The sequence below is a fragment of the Microbacterium sp. NPDC056569 genome, assembly GCF_042793475.1.
Lineage (GTDB): Bacteria > Actinomycetota > Actinomycetes > Actinomycetales > Microbacteriaceae > Microbacterium.
The window spans coordinates 113,669-136,897 of record NZ_JBHTUV010000009.1 but is presented as its reverse complement, the minus strand read 5'-3'; the positions used below and the strand labels follow the sequence as shown (position 1 = coordinate 136,897).

Below are 23,229 nucleotides of genomic sequence, written 5' to 3'. Positions count from 1 at the left end.
TACGCGACAGACGAGCAGAGTGGAGACGGATGCTGCGACCCCGCAGCATCCGTCCCCCAGAACGTGCTAGCCGACGAGCGCCGCCTGGATGGTCGCGGCCCAGGCCTGCTGGCCGGCGGCGTTCGCGTGGAAGCCGCGGTCGATGTTCGGCTCTCCGGCGGAGAAGCCGAAGATCCAGCGGTCGCCGGTGTCGCAGAGGCCGTGGCCGTCGAACGCCACGCTGACGTCGACGTACTCGACGCCGATATCAGCGGGCACCGCGGCCATGTATGCCGCGACGCCGCCGGCGATGAAGGCGTTGATGCCGGACACTCCCTGGTTCACCTCGGCCACGAGCTGTGCCGGGAGCTTGACCGGCCCGCTCTGCGAACTGCCGGCGTTGCAGGTGCCGGTGACGTCGCCGAACAGCAGGGGATACCCGGTCACGACGATGTACGCGTTCGGCGCCAGCGAGCGGACGAAACCGATCAGCTGGGCGATCGCGGGAGCTATGGTCGGGATCTCGGCGATCGCAGCGGCCTTCGCCGCTGCGCACTCGGCGGCCAGGTTCGGATCGCTGCACAGCGCGAGCACCTTCTGCCACTCGATGTCGTTCACGCCGGCGGTGATGGTCACGAGCTGCGTGGCTGAGCCGAGCGCACCCGCTGCGTGGAGAGCGCCGGCCTGCACCGCGACATCCTGTGTGGTCGCACCCGCGCACGCCGCCGACACGACGGACACGCCCAACGCGGCGCTGAGCACCTTGGGGTACGCCTTCTTGGACTGCTTGCACGAGCTGGTGTCGACATACGGCATGTTGCCGCTGCCGGCGGCCTCGGAGTCGCCGAGGGCGACGTACGTCGCTCCGGGCGTATGCGCGGCGACGGCGGCCGACGACGTGCCGAAGACGGCGACGACCCCCAGAGCGAGCGCCGCGAATGCGGCGAGAATGCGTCGTTTCATGATTCCCCTTTGAATCCCTGGCCGGATCGATTCCCCCGAATCGGCCCGCGACTGCATCGCCGTGCTCCTCGCCCCGCACAGACATCGCGGACGATGCCGACGATAGACCCGTGGGATCAGCGCCGCCAGGGGGCCCTCGTGCACCCGCGGTGGCGGAATCGCGCCACGGACACGTACGTTGAGAAGGACGACGGAAGGACTGACGTGACCGAGACGCAAGCGCAGACGATCGTGACCCGCAACGACGAGGACCGCCGCTACGAGGTGCACGTCGACGACGTGCTCGCGGGCTTCACCGTTTTCCGCATCGATCCCCGCGGCCGCCTGCATTTTCCGCACACCGAGGTCGACCCGGCCTTCCGCGGCCGGGGGCTCGCGCAGATCGTCGTCTCGGAGGCGATGGCGGATGCCGCGCGCCGGGGCGAGACGGTCGTGCCGCACTGCCCCGTGGTGGCGAAGTACCTGCGGACGCACGACGTGCCCGGGCTCACGGTCGAGTGGCCCGACCAGCCGCACCCGGAGTGATCGGAGCGGCGACATGACCCGACTGGACGCCGACGACGCCGTCGCCACCGAGTCCTCGGTCGAATGCGCCGGGCCGCGCACCCTGCTGCTCGAGGCACGCGAGGTGCCGCTCGGCGGTGTGCGCGCGATGTCGGTGCACCGCGCGCTGCCGCAGCGCGAGCTGCCGCTCGTCGGCGCCTGGTGCTTCCTCGATCGATTCGGACCGCAGGAGACGCGCATGCGCGTCGAACCCCACCCCCACATCGGCCTGCAGACCGTGACGTGGCCGTACCTCGGCGACGTGCGGCACCGCGACTCCGTGGGCAGCGATGTCTTCGTACGCCGTGGTGCGCTCAACCTCATGACGAGCGGCGCAGGCATCGCCCACTCCGAGTACTCGGTCGGAGAGGATGCCGCGCCCCTCGACGCGCTGCAGCTCTGGGTCGCCCTGCCCGAGTCGCGACGGCACGGCGGACCGGCGTTCGAGCAGCACGCGGTGCTGCCGGAGCTGGAGCTGGCGCCGGTCGCGGGTGCGGCCGGATCGGCGACGGTGGTGCTCGGCGAGCTCGGCGGCGTGGCATCGCCGGCAACGGTCTACACGCCGATCGTCGGCGCGGAGCTGCGGATCCCGGCGGGTGCGACCGTGACCGTGCCGCTCGACCCGGCCTGGGAGCATGCGCTCGTGGCGGTGTACGGCGCGGCTGCCGTGGGGACACCGGCTGTCGGCGAAGACGTCGTCGTCGACGCGGCGCACCTCCTCTACCTCGGCACGCATCGCGACGATGTCGTGATCTCGAGCCCGGCAGGCGCGACGCTGTTCCTCCTGGGCGGCGAGCCCTTCGAGGACGACGTCGTCATGTGGTGGAACTTCGTCGGCCGCACCCACGAAGAGATCGTCGACGCCCGCGAGGCCTGGGAGTCGGGCTCCGACCGCTTCGGCCACGTCATCGACCACGGCGACGAGCGCATCCCCGCTCCGCCGATGCCCGCCGTGCGCCTCACGCGGCGCCGGCGCCGCCTGTAACGCCGTCCCCGCACGCGTCTGGGATGGACGGATGCTGCGGCCCGCAGCATCCGTTCATCCAAACGCCGGGGGCGCCCGAGCCTGAACCCGAGCGCCCCCTCGTGTGCGGAGGGTTACGGCACGTCGACCGAGACGACCGTGCGCACCTGCGAGTCGCCGTAGCGGACGACGCCCAGGTAGCTGCCCTGCTCGAGACCCGACCACGACAGGTTGTACGTCGCAGCCTGGCCCTGCTGCGCGGCCAGCGTGCTCGGCGTCGCCGTGAGCGAGCCGACACCGCCGGGTCCGACGAGCGCGCTCGTGGCGGTCCAGGTGAACGGACCGGTGAACGCGTACACGTCGGCCGAGACCACGTACCACCCGGCGGTCGGCTGAGTGATCTGCACGGCCTCGTCCGCGGACTCGGTGGCCGACGACCAGCGCTGGTAGTAGCGCAGGTCGGTCGGGCTCACCACGCGGTAGACCGTGAGGTCGAGGTCGGTGCCCGAGGTGTCGACCGACGAGTTCAACGCGAACTTCGCCACGTCGATGCCGGCCGGGACCTGCATCAGCACGTTGGTGGTGCCGCCGTTCGCCTCACCCGTCTTCTCGGTGCCGTCGATGAGCACGTCCGCCTTCGCGAGGCCGAGCACCGTCAGCGGCAGCTGTCCGCTGAAGCCCGGCGTCACCGTGATGTCGAGGTCGCCCTCGGCGCCGGTGGCGGAGACCCCGGGCGGCGCGTCGGCGCTGACCGGGTATACCGCGATGGGCGAGCGCACGGTCGTCCCGCCGCCCGTCCACGTGAGGAACCCGGTCGCCCACTTCTCGAGCGACGCGCCGGCCGTCGTGAACGTCACCGTGAACGACCGCGACTCGCCCTTCGCGAGCTCCAGGGTCGACGGAGTCACCACTGCATCGATGCCGGGGACGTTCACCGACGCCGTGTAGGTGCCGGCCGTGGTGGCCGTCACCGTGCGGGTGATCGTCTGCGTTCCGGCGAGGGCGCCGATGCCGATCGAGGCGATGTTCAGGTCGCTCGGGTCGATCGGGTCGACATCGGTGAAGTAGTCCTGCCCGAGCGCGCCTTCGAGGTACGCGGCCCAGTCGAGGATGCCGTTGTCGTACACGAGGCCCGGGGTGAAGTACCGCTTCGGGTCGACGTGGCCCGCACCCTGCGCGAACGTGTCGGCGACCTGCTGGCCGTTGGCGTCGACCAGGTTGTACGCGGTCGTCATGAGCGCGGACTTGATCTTCGCCGGCGATGCCAGCGGGTCCTCGCCGAGGTAGAGCGCGCCGAGGCCCGCCACCTGCGGCGACGACATCGACGTGCCCGACTTGAAGCCGAACGTGGCCTTCTCCTTCGGGCCGTTGTGCGTCGCCGCGAGGATTCCGACGCCGGGGGCCGAGACGTCCGGCTTGATGACGTCGCTGCCGTCGGCGAGGACGGGGCCGCGGCTCGAGAAGCCGGCGATCTGCGGGGTCGGCGTCACCTTGCCGGTGACGTTGTCGCCCACGAGCGTCGCCGTCGCACCCGCGCCCGCCGCGCGGACGTACTCGAGGAGCGCCGCGCGGTGCTGCGCGTCGATGTGCACCGTCGGCACCGAGTGGAAGTCGTTGTCGAGCGAGCCCGCCGTCACGTTGACGAGGATCATCGCCGTGCCTCCGGCCGCCTTGACCTCCTGCGACTTCTCGACGCGGGCGTTCGTGCCGCGGTCGCAGACCACGGTCTTGCCCGCCGCCTTCGAGGCGTCCAGCGTGCCGAGCATGCACAGCGCCGCCTGAGCCGGATCTGCGCCCGGCTTCGCGATGTCGCCCGAGTACACGACCGCCCCCGTCAGCTCCTTGCCGAACGGCACTGTCACCGAGGCGCCGGCCGCCTGGAACCCGTTCGGCAGCTTCACCGTGCCCTCGTACGTCGGGATGGTGGATGCTGCGACCGTCGTGTACCACGGCGATCCGTGGTCGGCGGTCGAGGCGCCGGGACCGTCGTTGCCCGCGCTCACCGCGACGAAGACGCCCGCCGCGGCTGCGCCGAGGAACGAGTAGTCGTCGGCACTCAGGACGGTGGAGGCCGAGCCGCCGCCGATCGAGTAGTTGATCACGTCGACCCCGTCGGCGACGGCCTTGTCGATCGCCGCGATCAGGTCGCTGCCGGCGCAGATGTCGTCGGTCGTGACGAGGTCGTCGGGCCCGACGTAGCAGGCCTTGTACGCCGCGACCTTGGCGGCCGGTGCGACACCCGAGATCTTGCCGAAGCCGATGCCCTCGACCGACGCGTCCACGCCGAAGTTGCCTGCGGCCGTGCTCGCGGTGTGCGAGCCGTGGCCGTCGCCGTCACGGGGCGACAGGAAGTCGTAGCTGAAGTCGAAGCCCGCCGCGGCCGCGCCCTCGGAGAAGTACTGCGCTCCGATGAGCTTGGTGTTGTAGTGGCGCTTGTCCCAGCTCTGCGCGATCGTGATCGGGCTCTTGAACTGGCCGCCGTCGGCCTTGTCGAAGACGATCGTGTCGCCGTTCACGGTGTAGGGAACACCGGGTGCGCCGGTCTTCTTCAGCTGCTCGCCTGCGAACGACGGATTCTCCGGCGCGATGCCGGTGTCGATCACGCCGACCACAGTGCCCTTGCCGGCCTCGCTCACGCCGCCGACGGCATCCCAGATGCCGCCCGTGCCGGTCGTGTTCGAGCCGAGACCCAGGAACTCGGTCGAGGGAACCGCAGCGGTCGGGTGGTAGATCTCGTCGGGGAAGACTCCGAGCACGCCCTTGTCGCTGCTGAGCTGGGCGACCTGCTTCGCCGTCAGCGACGCACTGAAGCCGTTGACCGTGACGCCGTACGACTGCGTGGGCGTGACGCCCGCCTCGGCCGCGACCTCCGCCTGCTGCTTCTTGAGGTGCGCGAGGTACCTCTTCGAGTTCGCGGAGCCGGCGTCCAGCTGCGTGCCTTTGGCGGGCTTGGTGCGCTGGATGCCGCTGGTGCCGCCGTCGTAGGTGGCGAGGGGCGCCTCCTTCAGAAGGACGATGTAGCGGCCGTCTTCGGCATTGATGGGGGTCGGGGTGTTCACCTCCTCCGGGACGGCGCCGAAACTGGCGGTGGCGGAGCCCGTGAACAGTGCGGCGAGTGTGACGACCGCGGCTGCTCTGACGGAGGATCGACCCATATGTGGCCTCCATTGATTTGTGGGGAGTCGCTGCGCCACTTCGTCGGGGCGCAGCGAACTCAAACGTAACTGCCAGGTGAATCTCAGTTAATGAGAGCTCAGTGAGAATCGCGCCACCGCATCCCAGTACTCTGGGCAGGTGGCTCATCGCACCCGGATCTCGACGAGCGTTCTGCTCACCTGCGCCGCCATCGGCGTCGCGACCGGCGTGCTGCAGGCGGGTGCCGGAGCGATCAGCGGCTTCGTCTCGGCAGGTGCGCCGATCCTCTACGGACTCGTGCTCGGCGTGCATGTGCTGCCCGGCGTCGTCGCGCAGGAGCTGCTGCGCCGACCGTGGGTCGCACTCATCACGCACATGGTTGCCGCACTCGTGGCGAGCGCGGTCGTGCCGCTGTGGATCGGCCGCTACATCGGCACCGCCCTCCTCATCGGCGGTCTGCAGGAGCTCATCGCCGCGGCCTCGCGCTACAAGCGCTGGGAACCCTGGCGGTTCTTCCTCTCCGCGGTGATCGTGGGCGCCGTCATCGCCGCCGCGATCTGGTTCGCTGCCGACGTGACCCGCTTCCCGCTGTGGGGCCAGATCGTCTACGTCGCATTGTTCATCATCGGCCCGGTCGCATGGACCGCCGTCGGCCTGGCGATCGGCTCCGCACTCCGCCGCGCAGGGGTCGCCCGGCGCAGTCAGCGCTGACGCGCTCGTTCGCTCGGGCCGTTTCGCGGCCGACGGGTGGGCCGGTAAGTTAGGGAAGGCTAAGTTTCCTTCGACGATCGGATGGCCGTGTCCCCTGCGGTGCCGCTGCTGCGTGTGTCCGAGCTCGGCATCACCCACGACGGCGAGACCACGCCGGCTCCGGCATCCGTGTCGTTCGATGTCGCGCCCGGCGAAGTCGTCTTGCTGCTGGGCCCGAGCGGGTCGGGCAAGTCGACGCTGACCCTCGCGCTCAACGGGCTGCTGCCACAGGCCGTGCCGGCGACCGTGGCGGGGTCGGTCGAGGTCGACGGTCTCGACACGCAGTCGACGCCGGTCGCCGAGCTCAGCACGCGCGTCGGCATGGTCTTCCAGGACCCCGACGCACAGCTCGTGACCGGCACACTCCTCGACGAGGTGGCCTTCGGACCGGAGAACCTGCGGATGCCGGTGGCCGAGGTGCTCGCCCGCGCCGAAGAGGCTCTCCGCCGGGTGGGCCTGTGGGAGCGGCGCAGGGACAACCCCGACCGCCTGTCCGGCGGCGGACGCCAGCGGCTCGCGATCGCGTGCGCGCTCGCGATGGGGTCACCGCTGCTGGTGCTCGACGAGCCGACCGCGAACCTCGACCCCGCCGGGATCGAGGAGGTCTACGCCGCCCTCGCCGAGCTCGTCGCGGCCGGCGACCGCGCCATCCTTCTCGTCGAGCACAACCTCGACGCCGCCGTGGGCTTCGTCGACCGGGTCGTCGTCCTCGACCACGACGGATTCCTCGCCGCCGACGGCTCGGTGGACGACGTGCTGCGCGGCCGCGCCGAAGACCTGCACGCGATGGGGGTGTGGCTTCCCGTGTCGACGCTCGCCGCCCTGCGCCTGCGCCGCGCCGGCTTCCGGCTCGACCCCCTGCCGCTGACGCCCGACGAGCTCCGTGCTGCTCTCGACGCCGAGCCCGCGCCCGCTTCCTCTTCGCCCAGACCACCCCTGCTCGCCGAGTCCACCCCGGACAGATCGTCCGCCACGGGTGGTCTGGGCGAGAAGGGGTGGTCTCGCGACAGGAATGCCGGAGCGACGGACCCCGACCCGCTCATCACTGTGCGGGGCCTCACGCTCCGCCGCAGCCGGACGGATGTGCTCCATGACGTCGACCTCGACGTTCCCCGTGGGGCCTTCGTCGCCGTCGTCGGGGCGAACGGGGCGGGCAAGACGAGCCTCATCCAGGCCCTCGCCGGCGTGGTCTCCCCGCCCAAGGGCACCGTCCACGTCGACGGCCTCGACGTCGGCCGCGCCGACGCGCGCACTCTGAGTTCGCGGATCGGGTTCGTCTTCCAGAACCCCGAGCACCAGTTCATCGCGCACACCGTGTTCGACGAGATCGCGCACGGCCTGCGGCGACAGCACCTCTCCGACGAGGAGGTCCGCGTGCGCACGGAGGCCCTCCTCGAGCGCTTCGGCCTCTCGGCCAAGGCCGACAGCCACCCGTTCCTCCTCTCGGGCGGCCAGAAGCGCCGCCTCTCGGTGGGCACGGCCCTCGTGGCCGGCGCCCCGGTGCTCGTGCTCGACGAGCCGACCTTCGGTCAGGACCGTGCCCGCGCCGACGAGCTGCTCTCCCTCCTGTCGGAGCTCAACGCCGAGGGCACCACCATCGTCGTCGTCACCCACGACATGCAGCTCGTGACCGACTACGCCGACCGCACCGTCGTACTCGCCGACGGCCGCGTGCTCGCCGAGGGTCCGACCGCCGACCTCTTCGCCGACGACGCGCTCATCGCCCGAGCGGGCCTGCGCCCGCCGCCCCTGCGCCGCGCCCTGCAGGGCGTCCGGAACCACCCCGAGCTCTCCCGCATCGCCCGCCTCGCCGACCTCCCGGACGCCCACGCACCTGCGCCCACGTCGCGTTCGCAATTCAGGATGGATGCGTCCGAACCCACCCCGATCGACCCTCTGCGCCTCAACGATCCTGAATTGCGAACAGGAACCGCGGCCCCGCACGCGACGGGAGGTGCCGCGTGACCGACACCGGCCCGCTCACCGCGGCGACGGCTGCGCACTCGACCTTCGATCCGTACGCGCGGCGGGTCGAGGCATCCGCTGTCCGCTTCCTGTACGGCATGAACCCGCTCGCGAAGCTCGCCGCGCCGCTGCCGGCGATGGTGCTGCTGGTGTTCGTGCGGGATGCTGCGACCCCGGCGGCGTTCCTCGCGCTCGCGTACGCCGTGCTGCTGGTGGGGGTGTCGTTCACGCGGCGTCTGGCGGCGATCCTGTTCCTGGCGCTGCCGATCAGCGCGCTCGTGATCGGCTTCGGATTCGCGCTGTGGACCGACGCATCGCGGGTCGACCAATCGGTCGTGGTGTGGCAGATCGGCGGCTGGACGATGTACGGCGGCGCCCTCGAGGTGGGCTTCGCCACCGGCCTGCGCCTCGCCGCGATCCTCGCCCTCACCCTCATCGCCGGACTCTCGACGACCGGCCCCGACCTCGTGCGCGCGGCCGTGCAGCAGCTGCGGGTGCCGTACCGCATCGGCTACACGGCGCTGGCGGCGTTCCGCTTCGTGCCGCGGTTCGGGCACGAGCTCGACGTCATCCGCCAGGCGCACCGCGTGCGCGGCGCCCACGGCGGGCGCGGACCGTTCGCCGCGATCGCCCGCTGGTTCGGGTACGTCGTGCCGCTCATGGCGGGCGCCATCCGCCACGCAGAGCGCGTCGCCCTCGCGATGGACGCCCGCGCGTTCGGCGCCCACGCCGACCGCACCGAGCGGTACCTCGTGCCGTGGCGCGGGCGCGACACCGCGTTCGTGCTCGCGTTCTGGCTCGTGTCCGCCGCGCTGTTCGCCGTCCTCTTCCCGTGGGGCCTCTGAGTCCTCGACCCCCTCGCCCGCCCGACAAGGAGCACCGACATGGCTCACCCCCGACTGGTCAAGCCCGAGACGCAGGGTCTCGTGCACCTCACGGTGCTGCGCACCGAGCGCCTGTCGCCGCACTGGATGCGCGTGACGCTCGGCGGCGGCGAGATCGAGCGCTTCCATGCGATGGGCTACGACCAGTGGTTCCGGCTGTTCCTGCCCCTCGGCGGCGACGAGGGGCTGGAGCGCCTGCCCGCGAAGGCGAACAAGATGTTGGGGTACCTCAAGTACCTCCGCATCCCCGACGGCGTGCGGCCGGTGATGCGCAACTACACCGTTCGCGCGTTCCGCCCGGCGACCGCGACGGCAGGCGCCGAGATCGACGTCGACTTCGTGCTGCACGGCTCCGCGGCCGAGGGTACGGCGGGTCCGGCCTCGCGCTGGGCAGAGTCGTGCCGGGCGGGCGAGAGCGTCGTGGTCATCGACGAGGGTCTCACCTTCAACCCCGACCGCGGCACGGACCGCGTGCTGCTCGTCTCCGACGAGACCGGCCTGCCCGCGATCGCCGGCATCTGCGCCGCTCTGCCGTCGCACGCGACAGGGCTCGCGATCGTCGAGGTGCCCTCGGCTGACGATGCCCTCGACTTCCCGCACCCCGCGGGCGTCACGGTGCGCTGGATCGTGCGCGACCACGACGTGAAGCCCGGAACCCTGGCGTTGCAGGCTCTCCGCGAGTGCACGATTCCGGATGCTGCGATCCACGCGTACATCGTCGGCGAGCAGGCACTCGCGACCGAGGGTCGCCGCCATCTGGTCGGCGAGCGCGGCGTCTCGAAGGACCAGGTGAGCTTCTGCGGCTACTGGCGCGTCGGCGCGGCGTCGCCCGCCCCGAAGTCCCAGCGCGCGACGGCGGAGGCCCACTCGTGAGCGGCGCCGACGGCAAGGCTGCCGCGTCCGCGCCGGTGCGCTCCACCCGCGGCCGCGTGACCACCGCGTACCTGCTGACGTGCGCCGCGATCGGCGTCGCGGGCGGCGTGATGCTGTGGGGCGCCGGCTGGGTCTCCACCGTGCTGTTCGCCACCGTGCCGTTCGTCTCGGTCGCGATCGCCGGGCTCTGGCTGCTGCCCGCGACGGTCGCGCTGCGCCTCCTCGAGCGGCCGTTGGCCGGCATCCTCGTCGGCGTCATCTCGGGGCTCGTCGTGTTCCCGTTCCTCGGAGCGGCGATCTGGTGGGCCTTCTTCGCAGAGCTGGCCTTCCTCGTCACCCTGTATCGGTCGTGGCGGACGTGGCAGTACTACGCCGGCGCCGTCTTCGTCGGCGCGATCTACCCCGTGCTCGCTGCCGCCTCGTTCAACCTGTGGGCGATGGAGCCGTGGGCGCTCATCGCGTTCTTCGCCCTCACGATCGCGAGCTGCGTCGCGGGAGTCGCACTCGGCATCCTGGTGGGCGACCGCCTCCGCAAGGCCGGCGTCGCGAAGCTCGCGCGCCGCCGCGGCCTGGCCACCCGCGGCCTCGGGCGCGGCGCGGGTCCCGCCGGTCAGCACTGACCCCCCTTCTCTCCCCAGCCCAGCCCGACTCCCCCGGCGCCCGACTCCCCCGGCCTCCCAGCCGGCTCACCTGTCACAAGTTGCCGACAGGACCAGCACTTCGTGACAGCCGAGCCCAGGGCGCCCCTGCTCACCTGTCACAAAGTGCCGACAGGACCAGCATTTTGCGACAGCCGAGCATGCTTGGGAACTCGCGGGCTGGGAGCGAGCGGCCTGGAGGCGAGACGGACGACGGATGCCGCGACCCGGGCCTCCGAGAAGGCGCCGAGTCGCGGCATCCGTCAGTCAGAAAGCGTCAGCGCTTGCCGACGATCTGGCGCGACACGAGGTCGCGCATGATCTCGTTGGTGCCGCCGTAGATGCGGTGCACACGGGCGTCGAGATACGCGCGGGCGATCGGGTACTCGGTGATGTAGCCGTAGCCGCCGTGCAGCTGCACGCCGACGTCGAGGAGCTCGGCCTCGCGGTCGGTCGTCCAGAACTTGACCTTCGCGGCCTCTTCGGCGGTGAGCTTCTGGTCCTTGTAGAGCAGCATCGCGCGGTCGACGTAGGCCCACATCACGTCGACCGTGGTGGCCATGTCGGCGAGCTTGAAGCGGGTGTTCTGGAAGTCGGCGATGCGCTCGCCGAACGCCTCACGGCTGAGCACGTAGTCGCGGGTCCAGACGAACGCGGCCTCGCCGGCGGCCGCCGCGGCGACGCCGATCGACAGGCGCTCGAGCGGCAGGTTCATCATGAGCTGGATGAAGCCGAGGCCCTCCTTGCCGCCGATGAGGTTCTCCTCCGGCACGAAGACGTCGGTGAACGACAGCTCGGCGGTGTCCCAGCCGTGGAAGCCCATCTTCTCGAGCTTCTTGCCGTGGTCGAAGCCCTGCATGCCGTCCTCGAGGATCAGCAGGCTGAACGCGTCGGGACGGTTGCCCTCGCCGGTCTTCACGAACGTCACGACCATGTCGGCGGTCTTGCCCGACGAGATGAAGGTCTTGGCGCCGTTGACGATGTAGCCGCCTTCGACGCGCTTGGCGGTGGTCTTGATGCCGCGCAGGTCGCTGCCCGCGCCCGGCTCGGTCATCGCGAGGGCGCCGAGGATCTCGCCGGTCGCCATGCCGGGGAGCCACTTCTCCTTCTGCTCCTGCGTGCCCATGTGCACGATGTACGGCACGGCGAGGTCGTCCTGGATGCCGAGGGCGCCGGCGAGCGAGCCGAGGCCGGCGCCGATCGTCTCCTCCAGCACGATCGAGCGGAAGCGGTAGTCCTGCAGCATGCCCGCGCCGCCGAACTCCTCGGGCACCGACAGGCCGATGATGCCGGCCTCGCCCGCGGCCAGCATGGTCGCACGGTCGATCTCGCCGGCGGCATCCCACTGCTTGCGCTTCTCGTCCGACGCGTAGCGCTTGACGAACTCCTTGACGACGTCGCGGAACGCCTCGTGGTCCTCGTCGTAGATCTCGCGCTCCATGGTGCGCCTTCCTCTCGTCCTCGAGTCTGTGGAGATGCACCCCCGGTGGCATTGCATCTCACTGCCAATGGTACTCAGTTTCAAGCCTCACGGATGCTGTGAGCCGCCGCATCCGTGAATCGCAGGGTACTGCGGCGGCGCGTCTCAGCCGGCGTAGTCGGGAGCCGGGTCGAGGGCGAAGAACTCCTCGAGGGAGGTCCAGCCGCCATCGTGATAGGCCTTGGCGAGCTCCGGTCCGATGTAGCGCAGGTGCCACGGCTCGGGGAGATAGCCGGTCACCGGCGTCGCCCCGTCGACGTAGCGGACGATCCAGCCGTGCTCCCACGCGTGCGCAGCGACCCACTCGCCCTGAGGCGTCGCCGCGAGCTGGTCGAGGGTGCCGCACGCGCCGGCGCACGCGACGACATCGGCGCCGAGCCCCAGCTGGTGCTCGCTGTAGCCGGGCCGCGCGCTCACCTGGTCGGCGCCCTCGCCCCGCTCGGAGAAGTGGCGCCCGTACGTCGCCTGCTGCGTCTGGTACGAGCGGAACCCGCTCTCGAGCGCGATCTCGCCGACTCCCGCGTTGCGCGCGGCCGTGACGAGAGAGGCGAGAGCGGATGCCGCATCCGACCGCAGTGCGCCGCCCTCGATGTTGCGCACCCCGTCGGGGAGCACGAGCGCACTGGGGCGGTAGTCGATCGGGCTGGCCGGACGGATCTTGTCGATGACGGTCCAGATGCGGGCCGAGTCGGAGAGGTCCACGCACGGAGCGCGCCCGTCGACGACGGCGTCGCGGAAGGCCTCGCCGCCACCGGCCGCGACGATCGCCGCTTCGTCGTCGCCGCGCTGCACGGCGGCGGTGACGTCGGGAAGCGCGCAGATGTCGGCCGCCGGCGGGGACTCCTCCACCTGCGGGACGGGAAGCTGCTCGATCTCGGGCGGCTGCACCGTCATCGCCAGCGCGGCGCCGGCGCGGGCCTCCGGCGCCGTCGGCAGCATCATCGCGGTCATCGCCGCCGAGCCGAGCAGCAGCGCGGCGCCGGTGGCGAGCCCCGCGACCACGATCAGGCGTCTGGTCAGCCGGCGAGGCCGCGCGTGGCGCGTGGGCTGCGCGCCGTCGTCGATGTCGAGCAGTTCGGCGGCTCGCGCGGCGCGGCGCTCGCCGACCACGGGGCGGGGCGAGCGCACGGCTCGCCGGCGTCCGCGCACCCGCGCCTCGGGAACCGGGTGCGGTGTCGAGGCCGCACGCTCTCGCGCGGAGCCGGACGGGCGCAAGTCGAGCGGCAGAGTCGAGGGCGCGCCCGCCGAGATCGAGCCCGGCACGAAGTCGTCGCTCGGCAGCTCGAACGACACGACATCGTCGAACGTCGGCACGGCGGTGGCTCCCGCCGCGCGGGCACGCCGGTCGACCTCCTCGCGCATCGCTCGGGCGGCACGACGAGTCTCGGGGGCGGCTCGGGGGGTAGCGAGCCCGCCAGGCTCCGTCACGTCTGCCATTCTGACCCGAGACCGCCGGTTTTGGCCAGGAATGCGGCATCCGTCTGCCGATGTTCTATCGAGCGCACGCGGCGCCTTGACTTAAGTTCGAACCTTTGTTCTCATGGAGACATGCGGTGGCAGGGTCAGGAACTGGGCGTGGCGGATGCTGCGGCCCTGCCCGGCCTCGAACAGCTGAACGGTCTGGTGCGCTCGGTGACCACCCCCGAGTTCGCGGGTGTGACGTTCCACGAGGTGCTCTGCAAGTCCGCCCTCAACCACGTGCCGAGCGCGTCGGCGATGCCGTTCGACTGGACCGTGAACCCTTACCGAGGCTGCAGCCATGCGTGCGTGTACTGTTTCGCCCGGGGGACGCACGAGTACCTCGAGCTCGACGCCGGGCGGGACTTCGACACGCAAGTCGTGGTGAAGGTGAACGTCGCCGAGGTGCTCCAGAAGGAGCTGCGGCGAGGCAGCTGGCAGCACGAGCCGGTCATGCTCGGCACGAACACCGACCCGTATCAGCGCGCGGAGGGGCGCTACAAGCTGATGCCGGGCATCGTGTCGGCGCTCACGGAGTCGGGCACGCCGTTCTCGATCCTCACGAAGGGCACGCTGCTGCGGCGGGATCTGCCGCTGCTGAGGGATGCCGCGGCCGAGGTGCACGTGACGCTCGCGATGTCGATCGCGGTGTTCGACGACGAGCTCCAGCACCTCATCGAGCCCGGCACGCCCAACGCGACAGCGCGCCTCGAGACGGTGCGGGCGGCGACCGAGGCGGGCTTCCGCGTCACGGTCTTCCTGATGCCGATCATCCCGCACCTCACCGATTCGATCGCGGCGATCGACCACGCGCTCAGCCGCATCAAGGAGGCCGGCGCGGTGAGGGTCGTCTACGGCGCACTGCATCTCCGGCCGGGAGCGAAGCAGTGGTTCCTGCAGTGGCTCGCCGAGCGGCACCCCGAACTCGTGTCGTCGTACCGGGGGCTGTATCCGGGCGCGACGGCGAACGCACCGAAGGCCTATCGCGCCTGGCTCGCGAAAAGGGTGCGTCCGCTGCTTCGCGTCCACGGCCTCGACGGACGGGCCGAGGAGGAGCATCCTCGCGGCGGACCCGTGGCGGGCCTGGCCGACCGCGCCGACGCGCGCAGCGCGCCGCCGATCATCGTGACGTCCCGAGGACGCGCCGCGGCCTCGATGCGGACGACTCCGGGTCGCCCGCTGCCGGGCGCCGAGGCATCCGCTCGCCTCTTCTGAGCCGGCCGGGCCGCCTCACCGGGAGCCGCCGCTCGTCGTCCGGCGATCGCGGGGGTCGACCGCCGCGCGCACAGGATCGGAGGTTCCGAGCGCCACGCCGAGAACGGATGCCGCAACCCGGCGCGTCCGTGAAGACCTCCGATTCTGTGCACGTGCGGGGCGCTATGCCGCGACCGAGACCGGGTCGAGTTCCTCGACCGCGGCCGGCGCGACCTCGGGGGTCAGGGCGCTCGCACTCACCGAGAGCGGGGTGCGGACGTGATCGAGCACGGCGTCGAGCACGGCGTCGTCGGTGAGGATGCGGTTGTGCCCGAGCCCCTTCGTCGCAAGCTGCTCCGCCCCTCGGTTCGCGGCCACGATCCGCCCGGCTTCGCCGAACGGAACCACCCGGTCGCCGTGATCGTGGGCGACGAGGAGCGGAACTCCGGCCGGAAGCGGACGCCGAACGCTCGACAGCCAGGCGAACGGGTCGGGCTCCCCCGGGAAGTATCGCGTCGCGAAGAGCTCGCGCATGCTCGCCGCCACCCCGTCGGGGTACCGGAGCATGGCCTGGAACTGGCTCAGCAGCAGGTCGGCGTCGGCGGGAGCGGCGATCGTCACGGCGCGTGCGGCGTCGATACCGCCGGCGACGCCGACGAGGGTCGCGAGCCCGCCGAACGAGTGGCCGATCATCGCCTCGAACGCGCCGTGGCGCTCCTGCAGTGCGGCGAAGACGTCGAGCCAGTCGACGAGGTAGGTGCGTCGACCGCCCGACCCGCCGTGGGCGGGCGCGTCGAACGACACGACGCGATACCCCTCGGCGACGAGTTCGCGGACCAGCACCGAGAACTGGCTCGCGCGCCCGTGCCACCCGTGCGAGACGACGACGGTCCGCGGGCCGGCACCCCACTCGTAGGTGTCGACATCCACGCCGCGGCGGTCGATGCCTGCGATGCGCACCGTGTGCCGGCGAGCGCGCGACATCGTGGGCTCGTCGTCGGCGCGCACGGGTCGCGGCTTCGCGACGTAGCCGAAGAGAGGCATCGCCACGGCGGCTCCCCACCGGGGCGAGAGAGCGGCCGCGGCGCGAACGGACGTGCCGGCGGCGGCGAGTGCGAGATCCATGGAGACTCCGATCAGATAAATACGAACGGTCGTACTTATGAATACGAACGATCGTACGGTAACCTGAGGGTGTGACACAAGCCCCCATCGACCGCCGCCGCCTCCGAGGCGACGAGTCGCGGCGCGCCGTACTCTCGCACGCCGTCGACACCGCGACGGTGGACGGCCTCGAGGGCCTCACCATCGGGCGACTGGCGGATGCCTCGGGGCACAGCAAGAGCGGCATAGCCACGCTGTTCGGCTCGAAGGAGCAGCTGCAGCTCGCCGTCGTGGCCTCGGCCCGGGAGGTGTTCATCGATCGCGTCGTGGCACCTGCCCGCGCGCGCACGTCGCGCGGTTTGGTCCGTGTGTGCACGCTGCTGGGCGACTGGCTCGCCTATTCACGTGATCGCGTGTTCCGTGGCGGATGCTTCTTCGCCGCGACATCCGTGGAGTTCGACGCGAAGCCCGGCGTCGTCCGCGACGCGATCGTCGCCGCCTCGAGCGAGTGGGAGGACTACCTCACCGTGAGCATCGAGTACGCGATGGCCGCCGGCGAGCTGCCGCTGCTCGACGACGCGCGCCAGCTCACGTTCGAGATGGTGTCATTCCTCGAGGCGGCGAACACCCGCTCACTGCTTCACACGAGCGAGGAGCCGTACCGTCGGGCCGAGACCGCGCTCCGCGCGCGCCTCATCTCGCTCGGCGGCGACCCCGAACTCGTCGCCACCATCGGCGCCGCCCCCGCCGCCTGATCCCGGAGCCGACCCCGCCCGGGCGAAGGTGGCCCCTCTGGTCGCCACCACCACCCCGAACCGGCACTACGGGCCACCTCGACGAAGGACACGCCCTCTGGGCCCCCGGGGCCGCCAGAGTCGGCCCCAATGGTCGCCACCAGACCCCGAACCGGCACAACGGGCCACCTCGACGAAGGACACGCCCTCTGGGCCCCCGGGGCCGCCGGAGTCGGCCCCAATGGTCGCCACCGGACCCCGAACCGGCACAACGGGCCACCTCGACGAAATCCCACCCGAACCCCAGAGCCCGAGCACGAGCGCGACAGCGGGCGCCCCGTGGGGACGCCCGCTGCGCGGCGAGGACTCAGCGCTTCCAGGGGCCGTGCTTGGCTCCGGGCACGTCGTTGCGGCTCCACCACTGGGCGGTGTAGGTCACGCCGCCGTAGACGACCTGGTCGCCCTTGTCGTAGATCGTGTCTGCGTACCAGTCCTGCACCGTGCCGGGGTTCACACCGCACGCGGTGAGAGTGCTCCAGGGCCCGCGCACCGACGCGCCGGGCTGGTCGCCCTTGGCGTACCACTGCGCCTGGAACACACGCCCGTCGAGGAACACGAGCTCGCCCCCGCGGTACGTGGTCTGCGCATTCCACGGCCGGGCCGCAGCATCCGGAGTCGTCGCGCACTGGGTGCCCTCCGCGCCCGCGACCGGGCCCGGAGTCGCCGCGCGCAGCACCTGGGCCGAGGCGGCCGAGAGGTCGCCCGCCACGTCGTTGCCGACCTCCCAGAAGTCGACGCCGCCCAGGCCCTTCGAGATCGCCCACGCGGCCTTCTCGGCCACCGCCACCTCGTCGTCGAACGACCAGAACTGGCGCGCCGCGGCGTCGTAGCCCCACGTCGCGTTGAAGCGGCCGTCGGCGGTGTACTCGTGGTGGATCTCGAGGTCGCGCGCCTTCAGCTGGTCCCACGTGATCTGGGTGATGCCGCCGCCGGAGAGGGTCCACGGCTGGGGTTCGGCATCCGTCCATCCCTGCCCGTAGGCGGCGAGGCCGAGGTTGAGCTGCGCCGGATCGACACCTGCGTTCACATACGACGCGACGACGGTGTCGAGCCCGAGGCCCCAGTTGTGGGCGGGGTCTCCGTAGACGTTGCCCTGATGGCCGGTCTCGGCGGTCCACGAGCCCCAGAGGTCGTAGCCCTGGAGGTTGGCGAAGTCGAGGTACTCGAAGAGCTCGGGATCGTTCCAGCCGCCTGCGGCGATCTGGGTCGGCCCCGCCGGCAAGAACGCCGAGATCTCGTACTCCTCGCCGGTCTCGGCCTCGACGGCGTTCAGCTGCGCACGAAGCTCCTTCACGAACGCGAGGAAGTTCGCCTTGTCGTTCACAGGGTCGACGCTGTTGCCGACCTCCTGCGCCCAGTCGGGCGCGCCCGGCCACTCCCAGTCGAGGTCGAAGCCGTCGAACACGCCCGCGGCCGCGGCCGCGCCGCCCCGCCCGCCGATCACGGGGAGGTTGCCGCGGATGTAGAGGTCGATGCACGACTCGGCGAGCGCCGACCGCAGTTCAGGCGTCGCGACGGCCTTCGAGAACGACTTCGACCACGACCAGCCGCCGAGCGACACGTTGACCTTGAGGTCGGGGTACAGCCGCTTGAGCTGTGCGAGCTGGTTGAAGTTGCCGGCGAGCTTCTGCTTCTTCGCATCGGCGATGCCGAGCACCGACTGCGCGGCGGTGAACGCGTGCACGAAGTCGCTGTCGGCGTCGCCTGCGGTGTCGGTCTGACCGGGTCCGGTGGCGGCGGTGTCGGAGATGAAGCACGTGTACGGCTCGACGCCGTCCAGGCCCTGCACGCCGGCCGCGCGGGCCGCGTCGAGGGCAGCCTGGTCTCCGGCGACGTTGCCGAACGAGTAGTTGAGGTGCGTGAGGTTCGCGCCGGCGCCACCGTCGACGAACACGCGCTTCAGCGTGGCCTGCGCCTCGCCGGTCGCCCGCCACTGCCCGTAGTAGCCGACGTTGCGATAGGCGTTGATGGTCGTCGTCGGGCTGGCGTCCTCGCGCGCGGCGACGGCGGACGATGCGACCGCGGCCGGCGCGGCAGCGGCAGCCGGCGCGGCGAGCAGGCCGACCGCCAGTGCTCCGGTGATGGCGGCGGCGAGCGCCGGCAGGGGATGTTTCGACACACAAGCTCCTTCGGTTGTGAGGGGGGAGGCATCCGATCAGGAATTAGGTAAGCGTCCTAACAAATACCCGGGTGACCATTCTGGCATCAAACGCCGCGGCTCGGGAAGACCGGGAATCGCGCATCGCCGCCACGAAGTCGCAGGTCCAGCGGGGCGCGCCCCTCTGGCGCACTCCTCCGGCGCTGCGCCACGATGTCGGAATGGCGCGCTTCCTGCTGTCGGCAATGCCCTTCACCGGGCATGTGTCACCGGTGCGGGCCGTCGCCGAGGCGCTCAGCGCGCGCGGCCACGACGTGCGGTTCTACACCGGCCGAGCGTTCGAGCGGGGGGTCGAGGCATCCGGCGCCCGCTTCGTGCCGTGGTCGCACGCGCGCGACTTCGACGAGAACGACCTCACCGTGACGTTTCCGCGTCTGATCGGCAAGAAGGGCATCTCTCAGCTGCTCGTCAACGTGGCGGACCTCTTCATCGGGACCGCCCCGGGCCAGTTCGCCGACCTCACCGCAGAGTGGGAGCGCGAGCCCTGGGACGTGCTCGCCGCCGACGAGATGTCGGTCGGCAGCGCGTTCTTCGCCGAACACACCGGCGTCCCGTGGGCGACGGCGGCCGTGCTCCCGCTCAACATGATGGGCCCCCAAGGCCCGCCCACCGGAATGGGCATCGTCCCAGGACGGAACCCGGTCACGCGCGTGCGCGACGCACTCCTGCGCGCGGTGGTCCCGCTGATGACCGGACAGATCACGAAGCCCCTGGCCCGCGCGCGTGCGGAGGTCGGGCTCCCGCCGTCACGCAGGCCCTTCGGCGAGTCGGTCTTCTCGACGCAGCTCGTGACGGTGGGCGGATGCCCGGCGCTCGACTACGGCCGCACCGACCGGCCCGACTGGGTCCACTTCGTCGGGCGGATCAGCCTCGCCGCATCCCCCGCCGCCGACGGCGATCGTCTGCCCTCGTGGTGGGGCGATCTCGAGGGACGCACCGTCGTGCACGTCACGCAGGGCACGCAGAACATCGATCCGTCCGATCTGCTGCGACCGGCGATCGAGGCTCTGGCCGATCGGGATGTGCTGGTGGTGGCGGCGACGGGGGTCCCCGGCAACGACACCCTGCCCTTCACCGTGCCCGGCAACGTGCGGGTGGCCGGCTTCCTGCCATACGAGCAGCTGCTCCCCCGCGTCGACGTCATGATCACGAATGGCGGGTGGGGAGGGACACTCGCCGCGCTCAGCCACGGCATCCCCCTCGTGATCGCGGGCGGCGACCTGGACAAGCCCGAGATCGCCTCGCTCGTCGCGTGGGCGGGCGCGGGCGTGAACCTCAAGAGCGGCACGCCCAGCGCGGCGAAGGTCGCAACGGGCGTCGACCGGGTGATGTCCGGCTCCGGATATCGGGATGCTGCGGCCCGCGTCTCGGCTCAGCTCGCGTCACTCGGCGGGGCGCCGCGCGCGGCCGAGCTCATCGAACAGCTCGCCGTCCCCTGACCTCCGCGCCGGCAATGCAGCGAACGGATGCTGCACCCCGCCGCCGCCCACGACCCCCCTGGCGCGCCCTCCCGCGGTTGCGACACGATGTCTCAATGGCGATATTGCCCGTAACGCCGACACCCCTCACGCGACGGTGAACGACGCGATGTCAGCGCCCGGCGAGCTCCTCCAGCAGGTCGTCGCCGGGGCGCACCTCGTCGAACGGCGCCTCGATGTCGGCGCGCTCGAGCAGGTCCGCGAGGCGCTCGCGACGTGCGCGCGTCACGAGCGTCACGACCGTGCCCGCACGCCCGGCGCGGCCGGTGCGGCCGGAGCGGTGCAGGTACGTCTTGTACTCGTCGGGCGCGTCTGCCTGGACGACGAGATCGATGTCGTCGACGTGGATGCCGCGGGCCGCGACATCCGTCGCCACCAGCACGTCGATGCGACCCGACGTGAGCTTCTCGAGGTTGCGCGTACGGCGGGCCTGGTCCAGGTCGCCGTGCAGCGCGAGGGCGCGGATGCCGACCTCGTCGAACTGCTCGGCGAGCATCTCGGCGAACGCACGGGTGCGCGTGAACACCAGCGTCTTCCCCGCACGGTCGACGAGGGTGCGCAGGATGTCGCGCTTGTCGCGATGGTCGACGACGAGAACGCGGTGGTCGATCGTTCCCGTGCGCTGGGTCTCGCCCGCGACCTCGTACACCGCCGGCTCGCTCAGGAACTCGCCCACCAGCGACGACACCTCGCCGTCGAGCGTCGCAGAGAACAGCAGGCGCTGCGCGTCGCGGGGCGTGCGGCGCATGATGCGCTGCACCGGCTCGAGAAAGCCCAGCTCGCACATGTGGTCGGCCTCGTCGAGCACGGCGATGCGCACCTGCGAGAGGTCGAGCGCGCGCGACTCGACGAGGTCTTCGACGCGCCCCGGCGTGCCGATGACGATGTCGATGCCCTTCTTCAGCGCCCCGAGCTGGCGCGCCTTGGGCACGCCGCCGTAGATCTGCGTCGTGAAGAGGCCGACGCTGCGGGCGATCGGCTGGATCGTCGCGTCGATCTGCAGCGCGAGCTCACGCGTCGGCGCGAGGATCAGCGCCCGCGGCGGCCGGCCGAACTCGCGCTTCTGCCCCGCCTGGGAGCGCAGCACGCTCTCGACGAGCGGTGCGCCGAACGCGATGGTCTTGCCCGACCCGGTGCGGCCGCGCGCGAGCACATCGCGCCCGTCGAGGATCGCGGGGATCGTCGCGGCCTGGATGGGGAACGGATGCTGCGCCCCCAGCTCCGCGACCGTCTTGACGATGTTCTGACCCAGGCCGAGATCGGCGAACGTCGCACCCCCCACCGCGGCAGGCGCCACGGCGTCGGCGTCGAGCCGCTCGTGCACGACGTCGCGCCGAGCCGGCTCCTGCCGGCGCGGCCCGGCATCCCGGCGCGGCCCGGCATCCCGGCGCGGCGCACCCTCTCGCCCGGAATCCCGGCGCTCGTCGCGATCGCGCCCCGGCCGCGCGCGGTCGTCACGCGAGTGCGTGCGGATCGCCCGCGCCTCGTCCCGGCCTGCGCGCTCCTGCTCGCTCCAACGGCGCTTCGGGGCCGCGGCGGCGCCGGATTCGGCACGAAACCCGCGATGCCCTGCGCTGCGGCTGCCCGGCTTGCCCGCCGACGACTCCCCCGGGCGGCGCTTGGCATCCTGCCCGTCCCGAGCGTCGCTCGCGGCGCGGTACTTCGGGTTGTAGCGCGGGTCGAAGTTCTTCGCCGCGCGGCCACCGCCGGGCTTCTTGTTCTTGGGCATCCGGCTCCTCCAGGTGCGGGTCAGCGGGACCCGCACGCCGTCCACGCGGCGCGGCGCGTGGACCGGCGTGTCCAGCGTACCCGGGCACCCATTTCGCGGTTGGGCTCCGGCCAGCGCTTTCTCGGCTCTGCGGGCTACTGTTTGAAGGAGCGGTTCGCCGCTGAACTGGGGATTTGCCGTCTTGACCAACGGGCCCCGGACCGGGGGTCTTTTGGGGGGATGTCCGGCTTCGGGCACGCCGCACAGAACCGATCGTGAGTCGAATGCCTCCCACGACCCTTTCCGACGCTCCACCCGTAACCGTCGCACCCGCGCGCGCGACGGGGGCCGCCAGCGCGTCGACGCTCACCTGCGTCGACCCCGATCCCACCACGGCGCGCCCGCTCGTGCACGCCGCGACCAGCACCACCACTGACGCAGCGGGTCTCTCCGCGACCACCACCACGGCCGTCGCGGCGCCCGTCACCACCGCCACCACCACCGCGGTGACGACCACCACCTCCGAACCCGCACGCTCCGCACGCCGCGCCCCCGACGCCGGCCACATCGCCCACCGCATCGGACGGCTCGCCGTGCTCTCGCTCCCGGTCGGGGTCGCCGTCGCGATCCTCTCCACGCACGACACGACCTGGTGGCAGCTGCACTTCTCCCAGCTGGGCACGCACTCCGACTTCTCGGGCCGGACCTTCAACAGCATCACGATCTTCTCCGGCTTCTTCCTCGCGGTCTACGGCGTGCTGATCGCGGTGGCGCTGCCCAGCGGCATCCGTCGTCGCGCGTCACGTGCGTTCCGTGGATCGATCGTGTCGGCCGGCCTCTTCCTCACCGCGGTCGGGCTGGTCCCGATCCCGGTGAGTCCGGTCGGGCACGACCTCATCGCCACCGCACTGGGCTTGTCGTTCGTGTCGACGGTCGCGACGGGACTTGCGATTCCCGGTCGCAGCCGCCGATTCCGGCGGGCCACCGTGCTCTGCGTCGCGCTCCTGATGACCGGGATGATCGTGCTGACCGCGGGCTTGATCACGCTCGCGCTGTTCGAGTTCGTCGCGTTCGTGACGATGGGGATCTGGCTGCTGTCGCTGCCGCGAGCCCTGGCCTTCGCCGCGGCGGCGGCTTCGCCCGCCCCGGAGAGCACGACGA

17 protein-coding genes and 1 pseudogene are annotated in these 23,229 nt (G+C 71.4%); 11 read left to right on the top strand and 7 right to left on the bottom strand.

Annotated elements, in window-relative coordinates; translation table 11 throughout:
* Positions 1–66 precede the first annotated feature (66 nt).
* Positions 67–942 carry an SGNH/GDSL hydrolase family protein gene (locus ACFQ7C_RS12290; protein ID WP_378901183.1) on the bottom strand — a complete coding sequence of 292 codons (876 nt, stop codon included), beginning with the start codon at positions 940–942 and terminating at the stop codon, positions 67–69.
* Between the two features lie 204 nt (positions 943–1,146).
* Here ACFQ7C_RS12290 and ACFQ7C_RS12285 point away from each other — a divergent pair, with 204 nt between their 5' ends.
* A complete protein-coding gene (locus ACFQ7C_RS12285; protein WP_378901181.1) occupies positions 1,147–1,467 on the top strand; it encodes a GNAT family N-acetyltransferase in 321 nt (106 codons plus the stop codon).
* Positions 1,468–1,480: 13 nt separating this feature from the next.
* Positions 1,481–2,470, top strand: coding sequence for a pirin family protein (locus tag ACFQ7C_RS12280; protein ID WP_378901178.1), 990 nt, complete (start codon positions 1,481–1,483; stop codon positions 2,468–2,470).
* 113 nt (positions 2,471–2,583) lie between these two features.
* On the opposite strand, the gene ACFQ7C_RS12275 is transcribed toward ACFQ7C_RS12280, so the two are convergent.
* Positions 2,584–5,604: a S8 family serine peptidase gene (locus tag ACFQ7C_RS12275; protein ID WP_378901175.1), complete on the bottom strand. Its 3,021-nt coding sequence runs from the start codon at positions 5,602–5,604 to the stop codon at positions 2,584–2,586.
* Between the two features lie 139 nt (positions 5,605–5,743).
* Here ACFQ7C_RS12275 and ACFQ7C_RS12270 point away from each other — a divergent pair, with 139 nt between their 5' ends.
* The 5 genes from ACFQ7C_RS12270 (at position 5,744) to ACFQ7C_RS12250 (ending at position 10,676) form a co-directional block, all read left to right on the top strand.
* Complete coding sequence (locus ACFQ7C_RS12270; protein WP_378901172.1) at positions 5,744–6,295, top strand: ECF transporter S component; 552 nt, start codon at positions 5,744–5,746, stop codon at positions 6,293–6,295.
* Between the two features lie 81 nt (positions 6,296–6,376).
* Complete coding sequence (locus tag ACFQ7C_RS12265; RefSeq protein ID WP_378901170.1) at positions 6,377–8,299, top strand: ABC transporter ATP-binding protein; 1,923 nt, start codon at positions 6,377–6,379, stop codon at positions 8,297–8,299.
* Entirely contained in the window at positions 8,296–9,144 is an 849-nt protein-coding gene (locus ACFQ7C_RS12260; RefSeq protein WP_378901167.1) for an energy-coupling factor transporter transmembrane component T, read from the top strand. Before ACFQ7C_RS12265 ends, ACFQ7C_RS12260 begins: the two co-directional genes overlap by 4 nt.
* A gap of 39 nt (positions 9,145–9,183) precedes the next feature.
* Positions 9,184–10,056, top strand: a complete 873-nt coding sequence (locus tag ACFQ7C_RS12255) for a siderophore-interacting protein (RefSeq protein ID WP_378901165.1) — start codon at positions 9,184–9,186, stop codon at positions 10,054–10,056.
* On the top strand, positions 10,053–10,676 hold the full coding sequence (locus ACFQ7C_RS12250) for an ECF transporter S component (protein WP_378901163.1): 624 nt from the start codon (positions 10,053–10,055) through the stop codon (positions 10,674–10,676). Before ACFQ7C_RS12255 ends, ACFQ7C_RS12250 begins: the two co-directional genes overlap by 4 nt.
* A 295-nt stretch (positions 10,677–10,971) precedes the next feature.
* On the opposite strand, the gene ACFQ7C_RS12245 is transcribed toward ACFQ7C_RS12250, so the two are convergent.
* Both ACFQ7C_RS12245 and ACFQ7C_RS12240 read right to left on the bottom strand, forming a co-directional pair.
* Positions 10,972–12,135: an acyl-CoA dehydrogenase family protein gene (locus ACFQ7C_RS12245; RefSeq protein ID WP_378901161.1), complete on the bottom strand. Its 1,164-nt coding sequence runs from the start codon at positions 12,133–12,135 to the stop codon at positions 10,972–10,974.
* Positions 12,136–12,279: 144 nt separating this feature from the next.
* A complete protein-coding gene (locus ACFQ7C_RS12240; RefSeq protein ID WP_378901159.1) occupies positions 12,280–13,602 on the bottom strand; it encodes a M15 family metallopeptidase in 1,323 nt (440 codons plus the stop codon).
* Between the two features lie 120 nt (positions 13,603–13,722).
* On the opposite strand from ACFQ7C_RS12240, the gene ACFQ7C_RS12235 reads away from it, so the two are divergent.
* Positions 13,723–14,847, top strand: coding sequence for an Rv2578c family radical SAM protein (locus tag ACFQ7C_RS12235; RefSeq protein WP_378901156.1), 1,125 nt, complete (start codon positions 13,723–13,725; stop codon positions 14,845–14,847).
* A 162-nt stretch (positions 14,848–15,009) separates the two neighbouring features.
* Here the strand turns inward: ACFQ7C_RS12235 and ACFQ7C_RS12230 are convergent, their stop codons facing one another.
* The gene (locus ACFQ7C_RS12230; protein WP_378901154.1) at positions 15,010–15,951 is read right to left on the bottom strand and encodes an alpha/beta hydrolase family protein; all 942 of its coding nucleotides are present in this window, start codon (positions 15,949–15,951) and stop codon (positions 15,010–15,012) included.
* A gap of 71 nt (positions 15,952–16,022) precedes the next feature.
* On the opposite strand from ACFQ7C_RS12230, the gene ACFQ7C_RS12225 reads away from it, so the two are divergent.
* Positions 16,023–16,685: a TetR/AcrR family transcriptional regulator gene (locus tag ACFQ7C_RS12225; RefSeq protein ID WP_378901152.1), complete on the top strand. Its 663-nt coding sequence runs from the start codon at positions 16,023–16,025 to the stop codon at positions 16,683–16,685.
* A 346-nt stretch (positions 16,686–17,031) separates the two neighbouring features.
* Here the strand turns inward: ACFQ7C_RS12225 and ACFQ7C_RS12220 are convergent, their stop codons facing one another.
* Complete coding sequence (locus ACFQ7C_RS12220; RefSeq protein ID WP_378901150.1) at positions 17,032–18,843, bottom strand: glycosyl hydrolase family 18 protein; 1,812 nt, start codon at positions 18,841–18,843, stop codon at positions 17,032–17,034.
* A gap of 200 nt (positions 18,844–19,043) precedes the next feature.
* Here ACFQ7C_RS12220 and ACFQ7C_RS12215 point away from each other — a divergent pair, with 200 nt between their 5' ends.
* Entirely contained in the window at positions 19,044–20,321 is a 1,278-nt protein-coding gene (locus tag ACFQ7C_RS12215) for a glycosyltransferase (RefSeq protein WP_378901148.1), read from the top strand.
* A 151-nt stretch (positions 20,322–20,472) separates the two neighbouring features.
* Here the strand turns inward: ACFQ7C_RS12215 and ACFQ7C_RS12210 are convergent, their stop codons facing one another.
* Complete coding sequence (locus ACFQ7C_RS12210; RefSeq protein ID WP_378901146.1) at positions 20,473–22,089, bottom strand: DEAD/DEAH box helicase; 1,617 nt, start codon at positions 22,087–22,089, stop codon at positions 20,473–20,475.
* A gap of 263 nt (positions 22,090–22,352) precedes the next feature.
* On the opposite strand from ACFQ7C_RS12210, the pseudogene ACFQ7C_RS12205 reads away from it, so the two are divergent.
* Positions 22,353–23,108 (top strand): annotated as a pseudogene (locus ACFQ7C_RS12205) (hypothetical protein); the annotation flags it as partial.
* Between the last annotated feature and the right edge of the window lie 121 nt (positions 23,109–23,229).